Annotated in this window: 27 protein-coding genes; all 27 read right to left on the minus strand. The window is 63.6% G+C overall.

Features of this window, described 5'->3' with window-relative positions:
* Positions 1 to 61 precede the first annotated feature (61 nt).
* The 27 genes from secY to rpoC all read right to left on the minus strand — a co-directional run bounded on the left by secY (position 62) and on the right by rpoC (position 20,513).
* Complete coding sequence (secY, locus tag GLA29479_RS14940) at positions 62 to 1,435, minus strand: preprotein translocase subunit SecY (RefSeq protein ID WP_031373816.1); 1,374 nt, start codon at positions 1,433 to 1,435, stop codon at positions 62 to 64.
* A 7-nt stretch (positions 1,436 to 1,442) separates the two neighbouring features.
* A complete protein-coding gene (gene rplO, locus GLA29479_RS14945) occupies positions 1,443 to 1,880 on the minus strand; it encodes a 50S ribosomal protein L15 (RefSeq protein WP_031373817.1) in 438 nt (145 codons plus the stop codon).
* Positions 1,881 to 1,890: 10 nt separating this feature from the next.
* Entirely contained in the window at positions 1,891 to 2,097 is a 207-nt protein-coding gene (gene rpmD, locus GLA29479_RS14950; RefSeq protein WP_057918897.1) for a 50S ribosomal protein L30, read from the minus strand.
* Positions 2,090 to 2,629, minus strand: a complete 540-nt coding sequence (gene rpsE / locus GLA29479_RS14955) for a 30S ribosomal protein S5 (RefSeq protein ID WP_031373819.1) — start codon at positions 2,627 to 2,629, stop codon at positions 2,090 to 2,092. Before rpsE ends, rpmD begins: the two co-directional genes overlap by 8 nt.
* Before the next feature lie 191 nt (positions 2,630 to 2,820).
* Positions 2,821 to 3,174 carry a 50S ribosomal protein L18 gene (gene rplR / locus GLA29479_RS14960; protein WP_057918898.1) on the minus strand — a complete coding sequence of 118 codons (354 nt, stop codon included), beginning with the start codon at positions 3,172 to 3,174 and terminating at the stop codon, positions 2,821 to 2,823.
* Between the two features lie 65 nt (positions 3,175 to 3,239).
* A complete protein-coding gene (gene rplF / locus GLA29479_RS14965) occupies positions 3,240 to 3,767 on the minus strand; it encodes a 50S ribosomal protein L6 (protein ID WP_057918899.1) in 528 nt (175 codons plus the stop codon).
* A 14-nt stretch (positions 3,768 to 3,781) separates the two neighbouring features.
* The gene (rpsH, locus tag GLA29479_RS14970; protein ID WP_031373822.1) at positions 3,782 to 4,180 is read right to left on the minus strand and encodes a 30S ribosomal protein S8; all 399 of its coding nucleotides are present in this window, start codon (positions 4,178 to 4,180) and stop codon (positions 3,782 to 3,784) included.
* A gap of 137 nt (positions 4,181 to 4,317) precedes the next feature.
* On the minus strand, positions 4,318 to 4,623 hold the full coding sequence (gene rpsN, locus GLA29479_RS14975; RefSeq protein WP_031373823.1) for a 30S ribosomal protein S14: 306 nt from the start codon (positions 4,621 to 4,623) through the stop codon (positions 4,318 to 4,320).
* A gap of 17 nt (positions 4,624 to 4,640) precedes the next feature.
* Entirely contained in the window at positions 4,641 to 5,183 is a 543-nt protein-coding gene (gene rplE / locus GLA29479_RS14980) for a 50S ribosomal protein L5 (protein WP_031373824.1), read from the minus strand.
* Between the two features lie 11 nt (positions 5,184 to 5,194).
* A complete protein-coding gene (gene rplX, locus GLA29479_RS14985; protein ID WP_031373825.1) occupies positions 5,195 to 5,509 on the minus strand; it encodes a 50S ribosomal protein L24 in 315 nt (104 codons plus the stop codon).
* A 15-nt stretch (positions 5,510 to 5,524) separates the two neighbouring features.
* The gene (gene rplN, locus GLA29479_RS14990) at positions 5,525 to 5,893 is read right to left on the minus strand and encodes a 50S ribosomal protein L14 (RefSeq protein WP_031373826.1); all 369 of its coding nucleotides are present in this window, start codon (positions 5,891 to 5,893) and stop codon (positions 5,525 to 5,527) included.
* A gap of 14 nt (positions 5,894 to 5,907) precedes the next feature.
* Positions 5,908 to 6,177, minus strand: a complete 270-nt coding sequence (rpsQ, locus tag GLA29479_RS14995; protein WP_031373827.1) for a 30S ribosomal protein S17 — start codon at positions 6,175 to 6,177, stop codon at positions 5,908 to 5,910.
* A 9-nt stretch (positions 6,178 to 6,186) separates the two neighbouring features.
* Positions 6,187 to 6,372, minus strand: a complete 186-nt coding sequence (rpmC, locus tag GLA29479_RS15000; protein ID WP_031373828.1) for a 50S ribosomal protein L29 — start codon at positions 6,370 to 6,372, stop codon at positions 6,187 to 6,189.
* The gene (gene rplP / locus GLA29479_RS15005; protein ID WP_031373829.1) at positions 6,372 to 6,785 is read right to left on the minus strand and encodes a 50S ribosomal protein L16; all 414 of its coding nucleotides are present in this window, start codon (positions 6,783 to 6,785) and stop codon (positions 6,372 to 6,374) included. The genes rpmC and rplP overlap by 1 nt, the downstream gene beginning before the upstream one ends.
* 6 nt (positions 6,786 to 6,791) lie before the next feature.
* On the minus strand, positions 6,792 to 7,535 hold the full coding sequence (rpsC, locus tag GLA29479_RS15010) for a 30S ribosomal protein S3 (RefSeq protein ID WP_031373830.1): 744 nt from the start codon (positions 7,533 to 7,535) through the stop codon (positions 6,792 to 6,794).
* 14 nt (positions 7,536 to 7,549) lie between these two features.
* Positions 7,550 to 7,885, minus strand: a complete 336-nt coding sequence (gene rplV, locus GLA29479_RS15015; protein ID WP_036149638.1) for a 50S ribosomal protein L22 — start codon at positions 7,883 to 7,885, stop codon at positions 7,550 to 7,552.
* A 10-nt stretch (positions 7,886 to 7,895) separates the two neighbouring features.
* Positions 7,896 to 8,165 (minus strand): 30S ribosomal protein S19, encoded by a 270-nt coding sequence (gene rpsS / locus GLA29479_RS15020; RefSeq protein WP_031373832.1) that lies wholly within the window; start codon positions 8,163 to 8,165, stop codon positions 7,896 to 7,898.
* Between the two features lie 6 nt (positions 8,166 to 8,171).
* Positions 8,172 to 8,999, minus strand: coding sequence for a 50S ribosomal protein L2 (gene rplB, locus GLA29479_RS15025; RefSeq protein WP_031373833.1), 828 nt, complete (start codon positions 8,997 to 8,999; stop codon positions 8,172 to 8,174).
* A gap of 10 nt (positions 9,000 to 9,009) precedes the next feature.
* Positions 9,010 to 9,306, minus strand: coding sequence for a 50S ribosomal protein L23 (gene rplW, locus GLA29479_RS15030; protein WP_031373834.1), 297 nt, complete (start codon positions 9,304 to 9,306; stop codon positions 9,010 to 9,012).
* Positions 9,303 to 9,908, minus strand: a complete 606-nt coding sequence (gene rplD, locus GLA29479_RS15035) for a 50S ribosomal protein L4 (RefSeq protein WP_036149636.1) — start codon at positions 9,906 to 9,908, stop codon at positions 9,303 to 9,305. The genes rplW and rplD overlap by 4 nt, the downstream gene beginning before the upstream one ends.
* Positions 9,909 to 9,910: 2 nt before the next feature.
* Positions 9,911 to 10,567 (minus strand): 50S ribosomal protein L3, encoded by a 657-nt coding sequence (gene rplC, locus GLA29479_RS15040; protein ID WP_031373836.1) that lies wholly within the window; start codon positions 10,565 to 10,567, stop codon positions 9,911 to 9,913.
* A gap of 10 nt (positions 10,568 to 10,577) precedes the next feature.
* On the minus strand, positions 10,578 to 10,889 hold the full coding sequence (rpsJ, locus tag GLA29479_RS15045) for a 30S ribosomal protein S10 (protein WP_031373837.1): 312 nt from the start codon (positions 10,887 to 10,889) through the stop codon (positions 10,578 to 10,580).
* Positions 10,890 to 11,405: 516 nt separating this feature from the next.
* Complete coding sequence (gene tuf / locus GLA29479_RS15050; protein ID WP_057918900.1) at positions 11,406 to 12,596, minus strand: elongation factor Tu; 1,191 nt, start codon at positions 12,594 to 12,596, stop codon at positions 11,406 to 11,408.
* A gap of 174 nt (positions 12,597 to 12,770) precedes the next feature.
* Positions 12,771 to 14,891: an elongation factor G gene (fusA, locus tag GLA29479_RS15055; protein ID WP_057918901.1), complete on the minus strand. Its 2,121-nt coding sequence runs from the start codon at positions 14,889 to 14,891 to the stop codon at positions 12,771 to 12,773.
* A 144-nt stretch (positions 14,892 to 15,035) separates the two neighbouring features.
* Positions 15,036 to 15,503, minus strand: a complete 468-nt coding sequence (gene rpsG / locus GLA29479_RS15060; RefSeq protein ID WP_036115439.1) for a 30S ribosomal protein S7 — start codon at positions 15,501 to 15,503, stop codon at positions 15,036 to 15,038.
* An 86-nt stretch (positions 15,504 to 15,589) separates the two neighbouring features.
* Positions 15,590 to 15,964: a 30S ribosomal protein S12 gene (gene rpsL, locus GLA29479_RS15065; RefSeq protein ID WP_031373762.1), complete on the minus strand. Its 375-nt coding sequence runs from the start codon at positions 15,962 to 15,964 to the stop codon at positions 15,590 to 15,592.
* Between the two features lie 307 nt (positions 15,965 to 16,271).
* Positions 16,272 to 20,513, minus strand: coding sequence for a DNA-directed RNA polymerase subunit beta' (gene rpoC / locus GLA29479_RS15070; protein ID WP_031373761.1), 4,242 nt, complete (start codon positions 20,511 to 20,513; stop codon positions 16,272 to 16,274).
* Between the last annotated feature and the right edge of the window lie 74 nt (positions 20,514 to 20,587).

Genomic DNA, 20,587 nt, shown 5'->3' on the forward strand with positions numbered 1-20,587 from the left:
CAAGGCGGTGACCTGCCCTCCCAGCCCCGCGCGCTACTCTGGCGCGCGGAACGGTCCTGACTCACCCGCGCGCGAGACCGCCGCGCGAGCCGCCCTTCAAGTTCGCTTTCTTCAACAGGCTTTCGTACTGATGCGACATCAGATGAGCCTGGATTTGAGCGATGAAATCCATCACCACGACCACGACGATCAGCAACGAGGTGCCGCCGAAGTAGAACGAGGTTCCCAGTTGGGTCCGCATGACCTCCGGAAGGAGGCAGACGATCACCAGGTAAATTGCGCCAGCCGCCGTAAGACGAGTCAGCACGCCGTCAACGTAGTCCGCGGTGGCCTTGCCGGGACGGATGCCCGGGATCAGCGCGCCCGACTTCTTGAGGTTGTCGGCGGTTTCCTGCGAATTGAACACCAGCGCCGTGTAGAAGAACGCGAAGCCGATGATCAGGCCAGCATACAGGATCATGTGAACCGGTTCACCCGGGTTCAACCACTGGCTGAGGCGTTGCAGGAAGCCGGAGAAACCGCTGCCGCTGTTGTTCTGGGCGAACCAGGTCGCTGCCGTCGCCGGGAACATCACGATGCTCGAGGCGAAGATCGCGGGGATCACGCCCGACATGTTGAGCTTCAGCGGCAGGAACGAGGCCTGATTCATGTAGGCGTTACGGCCGCCCTGACGACGGGCGTAGTTCACCGTGATCCGACGCTGACCGCGCTCGACGAACACCACCAGATAGGTGAAGCCGACGACCAGGGCGATGATCGCGATCGCCGCAATGGCGCTCATGTCGCCGTTGCGGATCTGCTCGAACATCTGCAGGACCGCGGCGGGCAAGCCCGCGACGATGCCGGCGAAGATGATCAGCGAGACACCGTTGCCGATACCGCGTTCGGTGATCTGCTCGCCGAGCCACATCAGGAACATCGTGCCCGCGGTCAACGCGATCACGGCGGTCAGGATGAAGCCCATGCCCGGTGCGTACACCACCGGCACGCCGTTCGGCGCCATGCTCGACTGCAGGCCGGCGGCGATGCCCCAGGCCTGGAACACCGCCAGCGGAATCGCGCCCATGCGCGACCACTGGTTGATCTTGCGCCGGCCCGACTCGCCTTCCTTCTGGATGGCTTTCAGGCTGGGCACGATCTGCACCAGCAGCTGCACGATGATCGAGGCCGAGATGTACGGCATCACGTTCAGTGCGAACAGACTGAAGCGATGCAGGGCGCCGCCCGAGAACATGTTGAACATGTCCACGATCGTGCCCTGCTTGGTCGACATGAATTCGACCATCGCCTGCGGGTTGACGCCGGGCACCGGGATGTAGCTACCGATGCGGTAGACGATCAAAGCGCCGATCACGAACAGCAAACGCTGACGGAGCTCGGTGAACTTACCGAGCCCGCCACCGAGGCCAGCCATCGCGTTGCCGCTCCGCGCCATGCGTCGTTTACTCCTCGACCTTGCCGCCGGCCGCTTCGACGGCGGCCTTGGCGCCGGCCGTAGCCAGCACGCCCTTGAGTACGAACTTCTTGGTCAACTCGCCCTTCTTGACGATCTTGGCCTGCTTGGCCGAGCTCGGAACGAGCTTGGCGGCCTTGAGGGCGGCAAAATCGACGTCGCCGGCGTCCAGCTTATCCAGCTGGTACAGCAGCACTTCGGCCGTGTCGTTCTTCAGCTTGGAGCGGAAGCCGATCTTCGGCAGACGACGCTGCATGGGCATCTGGCCGCCTTCGAAACCGGCCTTGATCTTGCCCTTGCCCGAACGGGCGAACGAACCCTTGTGGCCGCGGCCGGCGGTCTTGCCGAGGCCGGAACCGATACCGCGACCGACGCGCTTGCGGTCTTCGCGGGCGCCGTCAGCCGGCTTGAGTGTATTGAGACGCATGATGTTCTCCTTAGCCCTCGACCTGAACCAGGTAGTGGACCGTGTTGATCAGACCACGAACCTGCGGGCTGTCTTTCAGCACGCGCACGTCGTTCAGCTTGTTCAGGCCGAGCGCCTTCACCGACAAGCGGTGACGGGCCTGGCAACCGCGCATGCCCTTGACCAGGCGCACGGTGACGGTGCCGCCTTCGACGGCCTTGTTCTGAGCCTTAGCCATGGTGCAGATCCTCCACCTTCTTGCCGCGCTTGGCAGCGATCTTGGCCGGCGAGTGCATGCCGGTCAGACCCTTCAGCGTGGCGCGAACCAGGTTGATCGGGTTACGCGAACCGGTGGCCTTGGCCAACACGTTCTTGACGCCGACCGCTTCGAGCACGGCGCGCATCGCGCCGCCTGCGATCACGCCGGTACCTTCCGACGCCGGCTGCATGAACACATGCGCCGCGCCGTGGCCCGACTTCACGGCGTGCCACAAGGTGCCGTTGTTCAGATCGACGTTGTTCATCGCCTTGCGGGCGTATTCCATCGACTTCTGGATCGCGACCGGCACTTCGCGCGCCTTGCCGTAGCCGAAGCCGACCTTGCCGTTGCCGTCGCCCACCACCGTCAGAGCGGTGAAGGTGAACTGGCGACCGCCCTTGACCGTCTTGCTGACGCGGTTGACCGCGATCAGCTTCTCGATCATGCCGTCGTCGATTTCTTCGCGGTTGCGATCACGGTCGCGGCCCCGCGGTGCTCTATCGTCTGCCATTTCGATGTCTCGTTTATTGAAGGGATTTGCGGCATCGCCGCTTATGATTGTGATGTGACTCGGGTGTTGCAGCGATGGCGGGAATCCGTCATCGCGCCCAACGCAGCCCGCGTTGGCAGGGTGGAACGATTCGATGCATCAGGCGTGGAGACGAATCTCCACGCTTTCAAGCCTGTGAAAGGCCCGGATGCTTAGAACTGCAGACCGCCTTCACGCGCGGCATCGGCCAGCGCCTTGATGCGGCCGTGGTAGCGGTAGCCCGAGCGGTCGAAAGCGACCTTCTCGATACCGGCAGCCTTGGCGCGCTCGGCGATCAGCTTGCCGACCTTGACGGCGGCTTCGGCGTTCTTGCCGTTCTTCAGGCCTTCCTTGACGTCGGCCTGGACGGTCGAGGCCGTGGCCAGGACCTTGGAGCCGTCGGCGGTGAAGACCTGGGCGTACAGGTGCTGGCCGGTGCGGAGCACGGTCAGGCGGGCGACGCCGAGGTTGCGGATGTGCGAACGGGTCGACTTGGCGCGACGCAGACGAGCGATGTTCTTGTTCATGTTCTGATCTCCGAAAGCTGAAAGCTTGGTGTTGTGGGGCCGGTACGGGACCGGCGCCCTACCCGTTAGGCCTTCTTGGCTTCCTTACGGATGATGACTTCGCCGGCGTACTTCACACCCTTGCCCTTGTAGGGCTCCGGCGGACGGAAACCGCGAATCTTGGCGGCGACTTCACCGACGCGCTGCTTGTCCGCACCCGAGACCAGGATCTCGGTCTGGGTCGGCGTGGCGATCGTGATGCCTTCCGGGGCCTTGAACAGCACCGGGTGCGAGAAACCCAGCGACAGGTTCAGGTCGGCACCGGCCATCGAGGCGCGGTAACCGACGCCGACCAGCTCGAGCTTGCGCTCGAAGCCTTCCGACACGCCCTTCACCATGTTGGCGAGGATGGCGCGCAGGGTGCCGGTCAGCGGGATCAGCGCCGCGTCTTCGGTCGCGAACAGCGCTTCGCCGTTCTCGATCTTCAGGTTGATGGCGGCCGGCTTGGCGATCGACAGCGAGCCCTTCGGGCCCTTGGCGACGATCGAATCGGACTGGACGTTCAGCTCAACACCCTTCGGCAGGGCGATCGGCTTCTTGGCAACTCGGGACATGGTCGTTTACTCCCTTAGGCCACGAAGCACAGGACTTCACCGCCGACGCCCTGCTGGCGCGCCTGCGCATCGGTCATGATGCCTTTCGAGGTGGAGATGATGGCGATACCCAGGCCGCCGAGGACCTTGGGCAGCGCTTCCTTGCCGCGGTACTGACGCAGGCCCGAGCGGGAGTAGCGCTGGAGGCGCTCGATCACCGGCTTGCCTTCGTAGTACTTCAGCGAAATTTCGAGTTCGGACTTGCCCGGGGCGACTTCCGTCACGCGGGAATCCAGGATGTAACCCTCGTCCTTCAACACGGCCGCGATGGCCACCTTGACCTTGGACGACGGCATCTTCACCGTCGGCTTGCGCACAGCGGCCGCATTCTTGATGCGGACCAGCATGTCGGCGATGGGATCAGTCATGCTCATTGAGATTCACCTTATGAGTAGCACCGATATCCGCGGAATTGCGAATTTCAGTAGTAGTAACGCTTTGTTGCAGCAGCCCCCAGAAGCGCCGCCGCGACCCGAAGGCCGCGGCGGTGGATCCGGGAAAGCCGACTATCTTACCAGCTTGCCTTGCGAAGACCAGGCACGTCGCCGCGCATGGTGGCTTCGCGCAGCTTGTTGCGGCCGAGGCCGAACTTGCTGTATACGCCGCGCGAACGACCGGTCAGGGCGCAACGGTTGCGCTGACGGCTCGGCGAAGAGTCGCGGGGCAGCTTGGACAGCTTGACCACGGCCTCGGCCTTGTCTTCGTACGACGAGGCGTCGCTGGAGATGATCTTCTTCAGCGCTTCGCGCTTGCCGGCGAACTTCTTCGCCAGCTTGGCCCGCTTGACCTCGCGGTTGACCATGGAAGTCTTAGCCATTGTTCAATCCTTAAGTATCAGTTGCGGAACGGGAAGCGGAAGGCTTCGAGCAGGGCCTTGGCCTCGGCATCGGTCTTCGCGGTCGTGGTGATCGCGATGTCCATGCCGCGCAGCGCGTCGACCTGGTCGAAATCGATTTCCGGGAAGATGATCTGTTCCTTGACGCCCATGTTGTAGTTGCCGCGGCCGTCGAACGAACGGCCGGACACACCACGAAAGTCGCGCACGCGCGGCAGCGAGATGTTGACCAGACGGTCGAGGAACTCGTACATCTTGGCGCGACGCAGGGTGACCTTGGCGCCGATCGGCCAGCCGTCGCGGATCTTGAACGAAGCCACCGACACGCGGGACTTGGTCACGATCGGCTTCTGGCCGGCGATCTTGGTCATGTCGGCGACGGCATTTTCCAGGATCTTCTTGTTGGTGGCGGCTTCGCCCACGCCCATGTTCAGCGTGATCTTGACGAGGCGCGGCACTTCCATCGGGTTCTTGTAGCCGAACTTTTCGGTCAGCGCCGGAACCACTTCTTTCTTGTAAAACTCTTCGAGCCGGGTGGTCATTTCAGCATTCCTCAGGCGTCAACCGCCTCACCACTGGAGCGGAACACACGCAGTTTGCGTCCATCCTCCAGCATCTTGAAACCGATGCGTTCGCCCTTGCCGGTGGCCGGGTTGAACAGCATGACGTTGGAAATGTGAATCGGCGCTTCGCGCTCGATCACGCCGCCCGGCTGGTTGGCCTGCGGATTCGGCTTGGTGTGGCGCTTGATGATGTTGATGTTCGCCACGACGACTTTGTCGCCGAGCACGCGCACCACATCACCCTTCTTGCCCTTGTCCTTGCCGGCGGTGACGATGACTTGATCGCCCTTCTTGATACGGTTCATGTCTAGTTCCTCCGCTCAGAGCACTTCAGGCGCGAGCGAGACGATCTTCATGAACTTCTCGGAGCGAAGCTCGCGAGTCACGGGCCCGAAGATACGGGTGCCGATCGGCTCATGCTTATTGTTGAGCAACACCGCAGCGTTGCCATCGAAGCGGATCAGCGAGCCGTCCGGACGGCGCACACCCTTGCGGGTGCGGACCACGACGGCGTCGTAAACGTCGCCCTTCTTGACCTTGCCGCGCGGGATCGCGTCCTTCACGGTGACCTTGATGATGTCGCCAATGTGCGCGTAACGGCGCTTGGAGCCGCCGAGCACCTTGATGCACATCACTTCCTTAGCACCGGAGTTGTCGGCCACGCCGAGGTAGCTTTGCATCTGGATCATGGTTCAGCCTCCTCTTATTCGGCCGCGCGGCTGACGATTTCAACCACGCTCCAGTTCTTGGTCTTGGACATCGGGGCAATCTCCTTCACGCGGACGATATCGCCTTCTTTGCAGGCGTTCTCGGCGTCGTGAGCGTGGAGCTTGGACGAGCGACGGATGTACTTGCCGTACAGCGCGTGCTTGACCTGGCGTTCGACGAGCACGGTGACGGTCTTGTCCATCTTGTTGCTGACGACCCGGCCTTCAACCGTGCGCAGCGCCTTGTCTGTATTGTTGTCGGTCATGGCGGGTCCTTACTTCTTCTCACCCAGCAGCATGTTGACGCGAGCAATCTCGCGCTTCACACGGCGGGCTTCATGAGTCTTGGCGAGCTGGCCGGTGGCCTTCTGCATACGGAGAGCGAAGCTCTCCTTATGCAGTTCCACCAGGTGGGCCTTCAGTTGGTCGGCCGACTTCTCGCGCAGTTGCTTGAGTTCCATTAGCGCACCGTCCGGGTAACGAAAGTGGTGGTCACCGAGAGCTTGGCGGCGGCCAGACGGAACGCTTCGCGCGCCACGTCCTCGCCCACGCCTTCGATCTCGTAAATCATGCGACCGGGCTGGATCTGAGCGACCCAGTACTCGACGTTGCCCTTACCGGAGCCCATTCGGACTTCGATCGGCTTCTTGGTGATCGGCTTGTCCGGGAACACGCGGATCCACATCTTGCCGCCGCGCTTGACGTAACGGCTGATCGAGCGGCGGGCCGCTTCGATCTGGCGCGCAGTGAGCTGGCCGTGAGCGGTGGCCTTGAGGCCGTACTCGCCGAAGCTGACGGCGTTGCCGCTCCAGCTCAGGCCATCATTGCGGCCCTTGTGTACCTTGCGGTACTTAGTTCGCTTGGGTTGCAACATGACGGATTACCTCTGTTCGCGGGCCGGACGGCCCGGACGGTCGTTACGATCACCGCGGTCGCCGCGGTCACCACGATCGCTGCGCGGGGAATCGTCCTGCTTCTCCTGGCCCACCTGGGAGAAGTCGAACACTTCGCCCTTGTAGATCCAGGTCTTGATGCCGATGATGCCGTAGGTCGTCTTGGCTTCAGCGAAGCCGTAGTCGATGTCGGCACGCAGCGTGTGCAGCGGCACGCGACCTTCGCGGTACCACTCCGAACGCGCGATTTCGGCGCCGTTGAGACGGCCGGCGACGTTGACCTTGATGCCGAGGGCACCCAGGCGCATCGCGTTGCCGACGGCGCGCTTCATCGCGCGGCGGAACATGATGCGGCGCTCGAGCTGCTGCGCGATCGATTCGGCGACCAGCTGTGCGTCGAGTTCCGGCTTGCGGACCTCGGTCACGTTGATGTGCGCCGGGACGCCCATCAGTGCGCTGACTTCCTTACGCAGCTTCTCGATGTCCTCGCCGCGCTTGCCGATCACCACGCCCGGACGGGCGGTGTGGATCGTCACGCGGGCGTTGTTCGCCGGACGCTCGATGAAGATCTTGGAAATACCAGCCTGAGCGAGCTTCTTGCGGAGCATCTCGCGGACCTTGAGGTCGGCAGCGAGGTACTCGGCATACTGCTTCTTGCCGGCAAACCACTTCGAATTCCAGTCCTTGGCAATGCCCAGGCGGATTCCGGTCGGATGTACTTTATGACCCATTGTCTGACTCCGCCTTACTTGCCCGCGCCCACAACCACAGTGATGTGGCTGGTGCGCTTGAGGATGCGGGTGCCGCGGCCTTTCGCACGAGCCATGAAGCGCTTCAGTGCGGGACCCTCGTCCACCATGATGGTCGTGACCTTGAGTTCGTCAACGTCGGCGCCCTGGTTGTTCTCGGCGTTCGCGATGGCGGACTCCACGACCTTGCGGATCAGTGCAGCTGCCTTCTTGTCCGAGAACTTCAGCAGGTTGACGGCGCGCTCAGCGGACAGACCGCGCACCTGGTCGGCGACCAGGCGGGCCTTCTGCGGGGAGATGCGCGCGGTGCGCAGGATGGCTTTCGCTTCCATGGTCATCTCCTTACTTACCCGACTTCTTGTCGCCGCCGTGACCCTTGAACGTACGGGTCAAAGCGAATTCGCCAAGCTTATGGCCAACCATGTTCTCGTTGACCAGCACCGGGATGTGGTTTTTGCCGTTATGCACGGCGATGGTGAAGCCCACCATTTCCGGCAGCACCATCGAGCGGCGCGACCAGGTCTTGATCGGCTTCTTGTTGTTGCCCGCGGTCTCCACCTTCTTGATGAGATGGTGGTCGACGAACGGACCCTTTTTGAGTGAACGTGCCATGGCCGATTAACCCCTGCGATCGCGCACGATGAATTGCGAAGTGCGCTTGTTCTTGCGCGTCTTGTAACCCTTGGTCGGAACACCCCAGGGGGTGACCGGATGCGGGTTGCCCTGGCCAGCCTTCGCCTCACCACCACCGTGCGGGTGGTCGACGGGGTTCATGGCGGCGCCGCGGACGGTCGGCTTGATACCGCGCCAGCGCTTGGCACCGGCCTTGCCCAGCTTTTCAAGGCTGTGCTCGTCGTTGCCGACTTCGCCGATGGTGGCGCGGCACTCGACCGGCACCTTGCGCATTTCGCCGGAGCGAAGACGCAGCGTGGCGTAGCCCTGCTCGCGAGCGACCAGCTGAACGCCGGCGCCTGCGGCGCGAGCGATCTGAGCGCCCTTGCCCGGCTTCATTTCGATGCAATGCACCGTCGAACCGACCGGGATGTTGGTCAGCGGCAGCGTGTTGCCGACGCGGATCGGAGCATCGCGGCCAGCGATCACCTGATCGCCGTCCTTCAGGCCCTTCGGGGCGATGATGTAACGGCGCTCGCCATCGACGTAGCACAGCAGCGCGATGTGCGCGGTGCGGTTGGGATCGTATTCGATCCGCTCCACGCGCGCCGGAATGCCTTCCTTGTCGCGCTTGAAGTCGATGATGCGGTAGTGCTGCTTGTGACCACCACCGATGTGACGGGTGGTGATGCGGCCGTGGTGGTTACGACCGCCGCTCTTGCTCTGCTTTTCGACCAACGCCGCGTGCGGCGCGCCCTTGTGCAGGCCCGGCGTCACGACGCGGACCGCGTTGCGGCGGCCGGCGGAAGTGGGCTTGAAAGTCATCAATGCCATGGGTCTTTCCTCAGGCCTTGGCCATTACGTCGATCGACTGGCCTTCGGCCAGCTTCACGTACGCCTTGCGCCAGTCGGCGCGACGGCCCATGCGGAACTTGAAGGCCTTGTTCTTACCCTTCACGTTGACCACATTCACCGCCTCGACCTTAACGTCGAACAGCTTTTCCACGGCGACCTTGATGTCGGCCTTGGTAGCGTCCGTCGCGACTTCGAAGACGTATTGGTTGGATACTTCCTGCAGACGTGCGGTCTTTTCGGACACGCGCGGCGCACGGATGATGCTGTAGAGCTTGGCCTCGTTCATGCCAGCCACTCCTCGATCTTCTTGACCGCATCGGCGGTGAACACGATCGAATCGGCGCCGACGAGGGCCACCGGATCGAGTCCCTGCACGTCGCGGACTTCCACATAGGGCAGGTTGCGAGCCGAGAGGTACAGATTCTCGGAAGCTTCCTCGGTGACGAGCAGCGGACGACGGCCCATTTCGAGCGACTTCAGCATGGCGACCATGCCCGAGGTCTTCGGCGTCTCGACGTCCAGCTTCTCAACGACGGTGATGCGGCCCTGGCGGTTCAATTCCGACAGGATCGCAGCCATCGCTGCGCGGTACATCTTGCGGTTCACCTTCTGGGCGAAGCTGCGCGGCTTGGCCGCGAAGGTCACGCCGCCGCCGACGAAGATCGGAGCCGTCAGCGCGCCATGACGCGCACCGCCGCCCTTCTGCTTCTTCGACTTCTTGGTGGTGCCGTTGACTTCCGAACGCGTCTTCTGCGCCTTGGTGCCGGCGCGGCCCGCGTTGCGGTAGGCCACAACAACCTGGTGGACCAGGTCTTCGCTGAATTCGCGATCGAAGATGGCGTCGGAAACCGACAGCTTCTTGTCGCTACCGTTGATGGCAAGTTCCATCGTCATACTCCCTTGCTCGACGGACGGACGATCACGTCGCCGCCCGGAGCGCCCGGCACGGCGCCCTTGATCGCGATCAGGCCGCGCTCGGCGTCGACCTTGACCACTTCCAGGCCCTGCGTGCTCTGCTGGACGGCGCCCATGTGACCGGACATCTTCTTACCGGGGAAAACGCGGCCCGGCGTCTGGCGCTGGCCGATCGAACCCGGCGAACGGTGCGACAACGAGTTACCGTGCGTCGCGTCGCCCATGCTGAAGTTCCAGCGCTTGATCGTGCCCTGGAAGCCCTTACCCTTGGTGATGCCCTGGACGTCGACGATCTGGCCCACTTCGAAGATGTCGGCCTTGATTTCGCCGCCGACTTCGAACGCGCCGATCTTGTCGTCTTCCACGCGCAGCTCCCACAGGCCGCGACCGGCTTCGACCTTCGCCTTGGCGAGGTGTCCGGCTTCGGGCTTGTTGACGAGCGCAGCGCGGCGCACGCCGACGGTGACCTGCACGGCGCTGTAGCCGTCGGTGTCCGTGGTCTTGATCTGGGTAATACGGTTCGGGGTCGCCTCGATCAGGGTCACCGGAACCGACTTGCCGTCTTCAGTGAAGAAGCGGCTCATGCCGGCCTTGCGACCGACGATGCCCAACGAATATTTCTTCGCGGTCATGGTGGTGGCCTCAGGTCAGCTTGATCTGCACATCGACGCCCGCCGCCAGCTCGAGCTTCATCAGCGCGTCTACGGTCTTGTCGTTCGGGTCGATGATGTCGAGCACGCGCTTATGCGTGCGGGTTTCATACTGGTCACGCGCGTCTTTGTCGACGTGCGGGGACACCAGGATGGTGTAGCGCTCGATCTTGGTCGGCAGCGGGATCGGGCCGCGCACTTGCGCGCCGGTCCGCTTAGCTGTCTCGACGATCTCGCTGGCCGAGCGGTCGATCAGACGATGATCGTACGCCTTCAGCCGAATCCGGATCTTTTGGTCCGCCATGACGGAATTCCTTGGTTAAAAGAGCGACGGGCCGGCCTCTGGGTGTGCCGAACCCCACGAAAACGCAAACACTCCAGGACTACACCCACGCCCCGGAGCCTCCTTGCCTGGTAAAAACTAAGGCAGGTCGGTTGCCCGACCCGCCCAGAAAGGAATGGAACGCACGAAAGGCCCCGTTTACTGTTCCTTGGAAGCCCGAGGGCCCGGAACGTACGGAGCGCAGCCGTGCGACATGTCCTTGTCTGGCGAATACGAGGCGCGTCCTGCACCTCATTTCGCTGGTTGTGCCGCCCCGGCGTGAACAGGGGTGGCACGGTGGTCGCGCATTCTACATGCATCCGGGAGAAGAGTGCAAGCACCCTGCCCTGATGGCGGATTGCGCGGGCTGGAACCCTGTTCAGGAAACCGGCCCTCGACCAAAAGCGGAACTCGACTTTCGGCTCTGGCTCCCCGCCTTCGCGGAGATAACGAACCGACAGAGCCGGGCGCGCTTTTTGGCGCGCCCGGGCCGGTTCGTTACTTGATGATCTTGGCCACGACGCCGGCGCCGACGGTACGGCCGCCTTCGCGGATCGCGAAGCGCAGACCTTCGTCCATCGCCACCGGGTTGATCAGCGTGACGACCATCTTCACGTTGTCGCCCGGCATCACCATCTCGACGCCCTCCGGCAGCTCGCAAGCGCCGGTGATGTCGGTGGTGCGGAAGTAGAACTGCGGACGGTAGCCCTTGAAGAACGGGGTGTGACGGCCGCCTTCGTCCTTCGACAGCACATAGACTTCGGCTTCGAAGTCGGTGTGCGGCTTGATCGAACCCGGCTTGCACAGCACCTGGCCGCGCTCGACGTCGTCGCGCTTGGTGCCGCGCAGCAGCAGACCAGCGTTGTCGCCCGCCTGACCCTGGTCGAGCAGCTTGCGGAACATTTCCACGCCCGTGACCGTCGTCTTCTGGGTCGGACGGATACCGACGATTTCGATTTCGTCACCGACCTTGACGATGCCGCGCTCGATACGGCCGGTCACCACGGTGCCGCGGCCCGAGATCGAGAACACGTCTTCCACCGGCATCAGGAACGGCTTGTCGACGTCGCGCTCCGGCTGCGGGATGAAGCTGTCCAGCGCATCCACCAGACGCAGGATCGACGGCACGCCGATTTCGCTCTGGTCGCCTTCCAGCGCCAGACGGGCCGAACCGTGGATGATCGGGGTGTCGTCGCCCGGGAACTCGTACTTGCTCAGCAGCTCGCGCACTTCCATCTCGACCAGCTCGAGCAGCTCGGCGTCGTCCACCATGTCGGCCTTGTTCAGGAACACGACGATGTACGGCACGCCGACCTGACGCGACAGCAGGATGTGTTCGCGGGTCTGCGGCATCGGGCCGTCAGCGGCCGAGCACACCAGGATCGCGCCGTCCATCTGCGCGGCGCCGGTGATCATGTTCTTCACGTAGTCGGCGTGGCCCGGGCAGTCGACGTGCGCGTAGTGACGCGTCGCCGATTCGTATTCCACGTGCGCCGTCGAGATCGTGATGCCGCGCGCCTTTTCTTCCGGCGCCGCGTCGATCGCGTCGTATGCCTTGAACTCGCCACCGAAACGCTCGGCGCCCACCTTCGTCAGCGCCGCCGTCAGCGTCGTCTTGCCGTGGTCAACGTGGCCGATCGTGCCGACGTTCACGTGCGGCTTGGTGCGCTCGAATTTACCCTTAGCCATGATGTCTCTCTCAAATGTTCTGTGATTCGTGATTCGGAATTGGGGATTCGACGAACGAAGCCGCCCAATCCCTTTAACTAAACTTGCACTCGATCAGAGCCGGCACGGGCCCCGGAAGCAGGCGGAATCCGCTTTTGCGAATCCCGAATCCCTACTCCCGGATCCCGGCATGAATCAGCCGCCCTTCTTGATCACGGTCTCGGCGATGTTGTTCGGCGCCTCGGCGTAGTGATCGAATTCCATCGTGAAGGTCGCGCGACCCTGGGTCAGCGAGCGGATGGTCGTGGCGTAACCGAACATTTCGCCCAGCGGAACCATCGCATTGATGGTCTTGCCCGACGGCGTGTCGTCCTGGCCCTGCAACAGGCCGCGACGACGGCTCAAATCGCCCATCACGTCGCCGACGTACTCTTCCGGCGTCACGACTTCGACCTTCATCATCGGCTCCAGCAGGACCGGATCGGCCTTGCGGAAACCTTCCTTGAACGCCATCGACGAAGCGAGTTTGAACGCCATTTCCGAGGAGTCGACGTCGTGGTACGAGCCGAACACCAGCTTGACCTTGACGCCGACGACCGGGAAGCCGGCCAGCGGACCGCTGGTGATGGTTTCGCGCAGACCCTTCTCGATCGCCGGGATGAATTCCTTCGGAATCACGCCGCCGGTGATGTCGTTGATGAACAGGAAATCGTTCTCGACGTCTTCGTGCGCGCGGTCCTTCTCGTTCATCGGCGACAGCTCGATCACGACGTGACCGTACTGACCCTTACCGCCGGACTGCTTGGCGTGCTTGTAGTCCGACTTGACGTCCGACTTGCGGATGGTCTCGCGGTAAGCGACCTGCGGCTTGCCGACGTTGGCTTCGACGTTGAACTCGCGCTTCATGCGGTCGACGAGGATGTCCAGGTGCAGCTCGCCCATGCCGGCGATGATGGTCTGGCCCGATTCTTCGTCGGTGCGCACGCGGAACGAGGGATCTTCCTGCGCCAGGCGGCCCAGGGCGATACCCATCTTTTCCTGGTCCGACTTGGTCTTCGGTTCGACCGCCATCGAGATGACGGGCTCCGGGAAGATCATGCGCTCGAGGGTGATGATGTGATCCTGCGCGCACAGCGTGTCGCCGGTGGTCACGTCCTTCAGGCCGACCGCCGCGGCGATGTCGCCGGCGCGGACTTCCTTGATTTCGTCGCGCTGGTTGGCGTGCATCTGCAGGATGCGGCCGACGCGTTCCTTCTTCGACTTGACCGGGTTGTACACCTGGTCGCCGGAATTCAGCACGCCCGAGTAGACGCGGAAGAAGGTCAGCGAACCCACGAACGGGTCGGTCATGATCTTGAACGCCAGCGCCGAGAACGGTTCGGTGTCGGACGCCTTGCGGGTGTCTTCTTTCTCGTCTTCGTCGATGCCGGCGACCGGCGGACGGTCGGACGGCGACGGCAGCAGGTTGATCACGCCGTCGAGCATGGCCTGCACGCCCTTGTTCTTAAACGCCGAGCCGCAGAACACCGGCACGATCTCGACGCGCAGGGTGCGCGCGCGCAGACCGGCGACGATCTCTTCTTCGCTCAGCTCGCCCTCGTTGAGGTACTTGTCCATGAACTCTTCCGAGGCTTCCGCCGCGGCTTCGATCATGAACGCGCGCGCTTCCTCGGCCTTGGCTTGCAGTTCGGCCGGGATCTCGCGGTACTCGAACTTGGTGCCCTGCGAAGCGACATCCCAGTGGATGGCCTTCATCTTGAGCAGGTCGACCACGCCCTCGAAGCCTTCTTCGGCGCCGATCGGCACCTGCATCGGCACGGCGTAGGCGCCCAGGCGGGCCTTCAGCTGCTCGACGACCTTGTCGAAGTTGGCACCGGTGCGGTCCATCTTGTTGACGAAGGCCATGCGCGGCACGGAGTATTTGTTGGCCTGGCGCCAGACGGTCTCGGACTGCGGCTGCACGCCGCCGACCGCGCACAGCACGAACACCGCGCCGTCGAGGACGCGCAGCGAGCGCTCCACTTCGATGGTGAAGTCGACGTGTCCGGGGGTGTCGATGATGTTGAAGCGGTGCTCGGGCAGGGACTTGTCCATGCCCTTCCAGAACGCGGTCGTCGCTGCCGACGTGATGGTGATGCCGCGTTCCTGCTCCTGCTCCATCCAGTCCATCGTCGCGGCACCTTCGTGCACTTCGCCGATCTTGTGGCTGACGCCGGTGTAGAAAAGGATGCGCTCGGACGTGGTGGTCTTACCCGCGTCGATGTGCGCCATGATGCCGAAGTTGCGGTAACGCTCGATGGGAGTGGTGCGAGCCACGGGACCCTCTCGTAATAAGTTTTCGAATTCCAAATGGCCGGACGCCGCCTCGTGGGCGGCCTCCGGTTCGCTAGGCGGCCTTTACGCCGCCGCGGCAACATCTCATGCGGATGTTGCGAAGGCCCTGTCGCCAGGGCGCTGCGATCACCAGCGGTAGTGCGCGAACGCGCGGTTCGCTTCCGCCATACGGTGGGTCTCTTCGCGCTTCTTGATCGCCGCGCCGCGGTTTTCCGAGGCGTCGAGCAGTTCGGCGGCGAGCTTGCGCGGCATGCTGCTCTCGCCGCGCTTGCGCGCCGACTCGATCAGCCAGCGCATAGCCAGCGCCATGCGGCGCGACGTACGCACTTCGACCGGCACCTGGTAGGTGGCGCCGCCGACGCGACGCGACTTCACTTCGACCGACGGAGAAACGTTGGTCAACGCCTTCTCGACCAGCTCAAGAGCATTCGGGCTCTTTTCGCCGATGACGTCCATCGCGCCGTAAACGATCTTCTCGGCGACGGACTTCTTGCCGCTCTGCATGACCATATTGATGAAGCGCGCGATCGTCTCGCTGCCGTGCTTGGGATCGGGCAGAACCGAACGCTGCGGGGTGGAACCTTTACGCGACATGGTGCGTACCTATTCTCGTGATTCTTGGTAGACGTACTTCCGGAAACCGGCACTTACACGAAGCGCCGGCCGTAGAAGCGACGCGCTTAGGACTTCGGACGCTTGGCGCCGTACTTGGAACGGCTCTGGCGACGCTTGGCGACACCGGCGGCGTCGAGCGAGCCGCGCACGGTGTGGTAGCGCACGCCCGGCAGATCCTTGACGCGACCGCCGCGGATCAGGACCACCGAGTGCTCCTGCAAGTTGTGGCCTTCGCCGCCGATGTACGAAATGATTTCGTAGCCGTTGGTCAGGCGCACCTTGGCGACCTTGCGCAGAGCCGAGTTCGGCTTCTTCGGGGTCGTGGTGTAAACGCGGGTGCAAACGCCGCGACGCTGCGGGCAATTCGCCAGCGCCGGCGAGGCGCTCTTGTAGGTGGTCGCCTGCCGCGGCTTGCGGACGAGCTGATTGATGGTTGCCATCTAGAACTCTATTGATGAGGGGCCGGGCGGCCGCTTCGTGAGAAACGAACGGCAAGCCGAATACACCCGACCCACCGAGACGAAAAAGTATAGCTCGCGTTTGACGTGGCCGTCAACGCGAGCGACGCGGACGAACGAAATCGGCGCCGGATAGCGCCAATTCCATTCCAACTCCGATTGATCCCGCCCTGCCCTGGGCCGAACACGAGGCGCTCCATGCGCCTCATTTCGTGATCTGGGACGGCCCGAAGGCCGTCCGAATTACCTAGTTTAGCTGCATTGCCGTGCGATTACGAGCCGCAGCGCCTCAGGAGGCGCTGGACTCCTCGCCTGCCGCTTCGGCCACCGGGGCCGCCGGGGCCGGAGCCTCGACCGCCGGGGCCGAGACCGGGCCCGACAGGGCTTCCATTTCCGAGTCGGTCAGACCCGAGGCGTTCTTGCGGCGCTGGGTGTGGTACGCCAGGCCGGTACCGGCCGGGATCAGACGGCCGACGATCACGTTCTCCTTGAGACCGCGCAGGCCGTCGCGGGTACCGCGCACGGCGGCCTCGGTCAGGACGCGGGTGGTCTCCTGGAACGAGGCGGCCGAGATGAACGACTCGGTCGCCAGCGAGGCTTTGGTGATGCCGAGCAGGACCGGGTCGTACTTCGACGGGATCTCGTTACGGGCCAGCAGGCGGGCGTTCTCTTCGACGAAGCGCTGACGCTCGATCTGTTCGCCGTGCAGGAACTTGCTGTCGCCCTGGTCGGTGATCTCGACCTTGCGCAGCATCTGGCGAACGATCACCTCGATGTGCTTGTCGTTGATCTTCACGCCCTGCAGGCGGTAGACGTCCTGGATTTCCTTGGTCAGGTACACGGCCAGCGGCTCGACGCCCAGCAGACGCAGGATGTCCTGCGGGCTCGGCTCGCCGTCCACCACGGTCTCGCCCTTCTCCACGTGCTCGCCTTCGAACACGATGATCTGGCGGTACTTCGGGATCAGCTCTTCGTGCTCTTCACCGTCGGCCTGCTTGATGATCAAGCGCTGCTTGCCCTTGGTGTCCTTGCCGAAGCTGACGATGCCCGAGACTTCGGCGAGGATCGCCGGGTCCTTGGGCTTGCGCGCTTCGAACAAGTCGGCCACGCGCGGCAGACCACCGGTGATGTCGCGGGTCTTCGAGGCTTCCTGCGGGATCTTGGCGACCACGTCGCCCACGCCGACCGGCGCGCCGTCCTGCAGGTTGACGATCGAGCGCGGCGGCAGCAGGTACTGCGCCGGCAAGTCGGTGTTCGGGATCTGCAGATCCTTGCCGTTCTTGTCGACGATGCGCACGATCGGGCGCAGGTCCTTGCCCATCGAGCCGCGACGCTTCGGATCGGTGATCTCGCGCGAAGCCAGGCCGGTCAGTTCGTCGGTCTTCTCGATCACGGTCACGCCGTCGACGAAGTCGATGAAGCGGATGAAACCGGCGACTTCCGAAACGATCGGGTGGTTATGCGGATCCCAGTTGGCCACGGTCTGGCCGGCCTTGATCTCGGCGCCGTCCTTGACCGCGACGGTCGCACCGTACGGCAGCTTGTAGCGCTCGCGCTCGCGGCCGTGCGGGTCGAGGACCGACAGTTCGCCCGAACGCGACACCGCGACCAGGTGGCCGTTGGCGTGAGCGACGTGCTTGAGGTTGTTGAACTTGATCGAACCGGTGGTCTTGACCGTGACGTTGTCGATGGCGGCGGCTCGCGACGCGGCGCCACCGATGTGGAACGTACGCATGGTCAGCTGCGTGCCGGGCTCGCCGATCGACTGAGCGGCGACGACGCCGACCGCTTCGCCGTGGTTGACCAGGTGGCCGCGGCCGAGGTCGCGACCGTAGCAGTGCGCGCACACGCCGAAGCTGCTTTCGCAGGTGATGGTCGAGCGCACCTTGATCGACTGGACGCTGGCGTCCTCGAGCTTCTGCACCCAGGCTTCGTCGAGCAGGGTGTTGCGGGTGACGATCGGATCCTCGTCGTTGCCCGGCAGGAACACGTCCTCGGCCACGACGCGGCCCAGCACGCGGTCGCGCAGCGGTTCGACGACGTCGCCGCCTTCGACGATCGGGGTCATGGTCAGACCGCCGAGCGTGCCGCAATCGGTTTCGGTGATGACCACGTCCTGCGCCACGTCGACCAGACGACGGGTCAGGTAACCCGAGTTCGCCGTCTTCAACGCGGTATCGGCCAGACCCTTACGGGCACCGTGGGTCGAGATGAAGTACTGGAGAACGTTCAGGCCTTCGCGGAAGTTCGCGGTGATCGGCGTCTCGATGATCGAGCCGTCGGGACGCGCCATCAGGCCGCGCATACCGGCCAGCTGACGGATCTGGGCCTGCGAACCGCGGGCGCCGGAGTCGGCCATGATGTAGATCGAGTTCATCGACTTCTGCGGAACGCGCTTGCCTTCGGCGTTTTCCACGGTGTCGGTGCCGATCGCGTCCATCATCGCCTTGGCCACGCGCTCGTTCGTGCGCGACCAGATGTCGACGACCTTGTTGTAGCGCTCGCCGGCGGTGACCAGACCGGACTGGTACTGCTGCTGGATTTCCAGCACTTCGGTCTCGGCCTCGGCCAGGATGCCCTTCTTCTCGCCCGGGATGATCATGTCGTCGATGCCGATCGAAACGCCGGCGCGGGTCGCGTAAGCGAAGCCGGTGTACATCAGCTTGTCGGCGAACACGACCGTGTCCTTCAGGCCGAGCATGCGGTAGCACGAGTTGATCAGGCGGCTGATGTTCTTCTTGGTCAGCTCGGTGTTGGCCAGCGCGTACGGCAGGCCGTCCGGCAGGATCTCGCGCAGCAGGGCGCGGCCGACGGTGGTGTCGACGATCGAGGTCTTGGGCTCGCGGGTGCCGTCCTCGTTGATCACGATCTCGCTGATGCGGACCTTGACCTTGGCGTGGATCTGCACGACGCGGTTGTCGTAGGCGCGCTTGACTTCGGCCACGTTGGCGAACGCCATGCCCTCGCCCGCCTTGTTCTCCAGGGCGCGGGTCATGTAGTACAGGCCGAGCACGACGTCCTGCGACGGCACGATGATCGGCTCGCCGTTGGCCGGCGACAGGATGTTGTTCGACGCCATCATCAGCGCGCGCGCTTCCAGCTGGGCTTCCAGCGAGAGCGGCACGTGAACGGCCATCTGGTCACCGTCGAAGTCGGCGTTGAACGCGGTGCAGACCAGCGGGTGCAGCTGGATCGCCTTGCCTTCGATCAGCACCGGCTCGAACGCCTGGATGCCGAGGCGGTGCAGGGTCGGAGCGCGGTTCAACAGCACCGGATGCTCGCGGATCACCTCTTCGAGGATGTCCCACACCTCGGCCTCTTCACGCTCGACCAGCTTCTTGGCGGCCTTGATCGTGGTGGCCAGGCCGCGACGCTGCAGCTTGGCGAAGATGAAGGGCTTGAACAGCTCCAGCGCCATCTTCTTCGGCAGGCCGCACTCGTGCAGACGCAGGGTCGGGCCGACCACGATGACCGAACGGCCCGAGTAGTCGACGCGCTTGCCGAGCAAGTTCTGGCGGAAACGGCCCTGCTTACCCTTGATCATGTCGGCGAGCGACTTGAGCGGGCGCTTGTTGGTGCCGGTGATGGCGCGGCCGCGACGGCCGTTGTCCATCAGGGCGTCGACCGATTCCTGCAGCATGCGCTTTTCGTTGCGCACGATGATGTCGGGCGCATTGAGTTCGAGCAGGCGGCGCAGACGGTTGTTGCGGTTGATGACGCGGCGGTACAGATCGTTCAGGTCGGAGGTCGCGAAGCGGCCGCCGTCCAGCGGCACCAGCGGACGCAGGTCCGGCGGCAGCACCGGCAACACGGTCATGACCATCCACTCCGGACGGTTGCCGGACTCGAGGAAGGCTTCGACCAGCTTGATGCGCTTGGTGAGGCGCTTGAGCTTGGTTTCGCTGTTGGTCGAGGCGATCTCTTCGCGCAGCTGCAGCATTTCGGCCTGCAGATCGATCGTGCGCAGCAGGTCGTACACGGCCTCGGCGCCCATCGCGGCTTCGAAGTCGTCGCCGTGCTCCTGGCGCGCGGTCAGGTACTGCTCTTCGGTCAGCAGGTTGCCGCGTTCCATCGGGGTCAGGCCCGGCTCGGTCACGACGTAAGCTTCGAAGTACAGGATGCGCTCGATGTCGCGCAGGGTCATGTCGAGCATCAGGCCGATGCGCGAGGGCAGCGACTTCAGGAACCAGATGTGCGCGACCGGCGAAGCCAGGTCGATATGGCCCATGCGCTCGCGACGCACCTTGGCCAGGGTCACTTCGGTGCCGCACTTCTCGCAGACCACGCCGCGGTGCTTCATGCGCTTGTACTTGCCGCACAGGCACTCGTAGTCCTTGATCGGTCCGAAGATGGCGGCGCAGAACAGGCCGTCGCGTTCGGGCTTGAAGGTACGGTAGTTGATGGTTTCCGGCTTCTTCACTTCGCCGAACGACCACGAACGGATCAGGTCGGGCGAAGCCAGCGCGATCTTGATCGCGTCGAAGTCCAGCGCGGGACGCTGCTGGTTGAAGAGATTGAGCAAGTCTTTCATGGGGTTCTCCGGGAATCGGGAATCGAGAATGGGGAATCGTCAAAGCGGGTTTCGGGAGGGGCGTGGGACGCTTT

The organism is Lysobacter antibioticus, assembly GCF_001442535.1.
GTDB classification, from domain to species: domain Bacteria; phylum Pseudomonadota; class Gammaproteobacteria; order Xanthomonadales; family Xanthomonadaceae; genus Lysobacter; species Lysobacter antibioticus.

Excerpts from the sequence above, each read along its gene's own strand:
- rpsQ (WP_031373827.1), bottom strand. The coding sequence starts at position 6,177 with ATGACCGACAACAATACAGACAAGGCGCTGCGCACGGTTGAAGGCCGG.
- rplO (WP_031373817.1), bottom strand. The coding sequence starts at position 1,880 with ATGCGTCTCAATACACTCAAGCCGGCTGACGGCGCCCGCGAAGACCGC.
- rplV (WP_036149638.1), bottom strand. The coding sequence starts at position 7,885 with ATGGAAGCGAAAGCCATCCTGCGCACCGCGCGCATCTCCCCGCAGAAG.
- rpsJ (WP_031373837.1), bottom strand. The coding sequence starts at position 10,889 with ATGGCGGACCAAAAGATCCGGATTCGGCTGAAGGCGTACGATCATCGT.
- rplN (WP_031373826.1), bottom strand. The coding sequence starts at position 5,893 with ATGATCCAGATGCAAAGCTACCTCGGCGTGGCCGACAACTCCGGTGCT.
- rplP (WP_031373829.1), bottom strand. The coding sequence starts at position 6,785 with ATGTTGCAACCCAAGCGAACTAAGTACCGCAAGGTACACAAGGGCCGC.
- rpsE (WP_031373819.1), bottom strand. The coding sequence starts at position 2,629 with ATGGCAGACGATAGAGCACCGCGGGGCCGCGACCGTGATCGCAACCGC.
- rplB (WP_031373833.1), bottom strand. The coding sequence starts at position 8,999 with ATGGCATTGATGACTTTCAAGCCCACTTCCGCCGGCCGCCGCAACGCG.
- secY (WP_031373816.1), bottom strand. The coding sequence starts at position 1,435 with ATGGCGCGGAGCGGCAACGCGATGGCTGGCCTCGGTGGCGGGCTCGGT.
- rpoC (WP_031373761.1), bottom strand. The coding sequence starts at position 20,513 with ATGAAAGACTTGCTCAATCTCTTCAACCAGCAGCGTCCCGCGCTGGAC.
- rplX (WP_031373825.1), bottom strand. The coding sequence starts at position 5,509 with ATGAACCGTATCAAGAAGGGCGATCAAGTCATCGTCACCGCCGGCAAG.
- rpsG (WP_036115439.1), bottom strand. The coding sequence starts at position 15,503 with ATGTCGCGTAAAGGTTCCACCCCGCAGCGTTCGGTTCTGCCCGATCCC.
- tuf (WP_057918900.1), bottom strand. The coding sequence starts at position 12,596 with ATGGCTAAGGGTAAATTCGAGCGCACCAAGCCGCACGTGAACGTCGGC.
- rpsC (WP_031373830.1), bottom strand. The coding sequence starts at position 7,535 with ATGGGTCATAAAGTACATCCGACCGGAATCCGCCTGGGCATTGCCAAG.
- rplW (WP_031373834.1), bottom strand. The coding sequence starts at position 9,306 with ATGAACGAGGCCAAGCTCTACAGCATCATCCGTGCGCCGCGCGTGTCC.
- rpsN (WP_031373823.1), bottom strand. The coding sequence starts at position 4,623 with ATGGCTAAGACTTCCATGGTCAACCGCGAGGTCAAGCGGGCCAAGCTG.
- rpmD (WP_057918897.1), bottom strand. The coding sequence starts at position 2,097 with ATGGCTAAGGCTCAGAACAAGGCCGTCGAAGGCGGCACCGTCACCGTG.
- rpsL (WP_031373762.1), bottom strand. The coding sequence starts at position 15,964 with ATGGCAACCATCAATCAGCTCGTCCGCAAGCCGCGGCAGGCGACCACC.
- rplC (WP_031373836.1), bottom strand. The coding sequence starts at position 10,567 with ATGACCGCGAAGAAATATTCGTTGGGCATCGTCGGTCGCAAGGCCGGC.
- rpsH (WP_031373822.1), bottom strand. The coding sequence starts at position 4,180 with ATGAGCATGACTGATCCCATCGCCGACATGCTGGTCCGCATCAAGAAT.
- rplR (WP_057918898.1), bottom strand. The coding sequence starts at position 3,174 with ATGAACAAGAACATCGCTCGTCTGCGTCGCGCCAAGTCGACCCGTTCG.
- rpsS (WP_031373832.1), bottom strand. The coding sequence starts at position 8,165 with ATGGCACGTTCACTCAAAAAGGGTCCGTTCGTCGACCACCATCTCATC.
- rplD (WP_036149636.1), bottom strand. The coding sequence starts at position 9,908 with ATGGAACTTGCCATCAACGGTAGCGACAAGAAGCTGTCGGTTTCCGAC.
- rpmC (WP_031373828.1), bottom strand. The coding sequence starts at position 6,372 with ATGGAACTCAAGCAACTGCGCGAGAAGTCGGCCGACCAACTGAAGGCC.
- rplF (WP_057918899.1), bottom strand. The coding sequence starts at position 3,767 with ATGTCCCGAGTTGCCAAGAAGCCGATCGCCCTGCCGAAGGGTGTTGAG.
- rplE (WP_031373824.1), bottom strand. The coding sequence starts at position 5,183 with ATGACCACCCGGCTCGAAGAGTTTTACAAGAAAGAAGTGGTTCCGGCG.